1 rRNA gene is annotated in these 1,769 nt (G+C 57.0%); it reads right to left on the reverse strand.

The features are described from left to right. Positions 1 to 70: 70 nt before the first annotated feature. Positions 71 to 1,591 (reverse strand): 16S ribosomal RNA (locus WFH32_RS19200). Positions 1,592 to 1,769 lie beyond the last annotated feature (178 nt).

The raw sequence follows: 1,769 nt of genomic DNA on the forward strand, positions 1-1,769 counted from the left end.
CGTTCGGCGAGTGCCATGGCCTCTGCACAACCAGCACCCAGGGGCGCCGGCTGTGAGTGATGCTCCTTAGAAAGGAGGTGATCCAGCCGCACCTTCCGGTACGGCTACCTTGTTACGACTTAGTCCCAATCGCCAGTCCCACCTTCGACAGCTCCCTCCACAAGGGTTGGGCCACCGGCTTCGGGTGTTACCGACTTTCGTGACTTGACGGGCGGTGTGTACAAGGCCCGGGAACGTATTCACCGCAGCGTTGCTGATCTGCGATTACTAGCGACTCCGACTTCATGGGGTCGAGTTGCAGACCCCAATCCGAACTGAGACCGGCTTTTTGGGATTCGCTCCACCTCGCGGTATCGCAGCCCTTTGTACCGGCCATTGTAGCATGCGTGAAGCCCAAGACATAAGGGGCATGATGATTTGACGTCATCCCCACCTTCCTCCGAGTTGACCCCGGCAGTCTCTTATGAGTCCCCACCATGACGTGCTGGCAACATAAGACGAGGGTTGCGCTCGTTGCGGGACTTAACCCAACATCTCACGACACGAGCTGACGACAACCATGCACCACCTGTACACCGACCTTGCGGGGCAACCATCTCTGGAAGTTTCCGGTGTATGTCAAGCCTTGGTAAGGTTCTTCGCGTTGCATCGAATTAATCCGCATGCTCCGCCGCTTGTGCGGGCCCCCGTCAATTCCTTTGAGTTTTAGCCTTGCGGCCGTACTCCCCAGGCGGGGCACTTAATGCGTTTGCTGCGGCACGGAACTCGTGGAATGAGCCCCACACCTAGTGCCCAACGTTTACGGCATGGACTACCAGGGTATCTAATCCTGTTCGCTCCCCATGCTTTCGCTCCTCAGCGTCAGTTGCGGCCCAGTGACCTGCCTTCGCCATCGGTGTTCCTCCTGATATCTGCGCATTCCACCGCTACACCAGGAATTCCAGTCACCCCTACCGCACTCTAGTCTGCCCGTACCCGATGCAAGCTCAAGGTTGAGCCTTGAGTTTTCACACCAGACGCGACAAACCGCCTACGAGCTCTTTACGCCCAATAATTCCGGACAACGCTTGCGCCCTACGTATTACCGCGGCTGCTGGCACGTAGTTAGCCGGCGCTTCTTCTGCAGGTACCGTCACTTGCGCTTCTTCCCTGCTGAAAGAGGTTTACAACCCGAAGGCCTTCATCCCTCACGCGGCGTCGCTGCATCAGGCTTTCGCCCATTGTGCAATATTCCCCACTGCTGCCTCCCGTAGGAGTCTGGGCCGTGTCTCAGTCCCAGTGTGGCCGGTCGCCCTCTCAGGCCGGCTACCCGTCGTCGCCTTGGTAGGCCATTACCCCACCAACAAGCTGATAGGCCGCGAGTCCATCCCAGACCGATAAATCTTTCCAGACACTCCCCATGCAGGGGCATCTCGTATCCAGTATTAGACCTCGTTTCCAAGGCTTATCCCGGAGTCTGGGGCAGGTTACTCACGTGTTACTCACCCGTTCGCCACTGATCCGCCCAGCAAGCTGGGCATCACCGTTCGACTTGCATGTGTTAAGCACGCCGCCAGCGTTCGTCCTGAGCCAGGATCAAACTCTCCGTAAATGTTTGCTATCAACCCCGAAGGGCTAACAACCATACGAAGCGGACCCGAAGGTCCATAATCATGGCTACAAACCGAAAACATGACGTTTTCAATTCATACCAAATAAGCAGTCTCCACACGAACACACAACACACACCAAACGATGCGCGCCACACGCCCACGCAGGACAATTGGCAT

The organism is Oerskovia sp. USHLN155 (assembly GCF_037145535.1).
Taxonomy (GTDB): Bacteria; Actinomycetota; Actinomycetes; order Actinomycetales; family Cellulomonadaceae; genus Oerskovia; species Oerskovia rustica.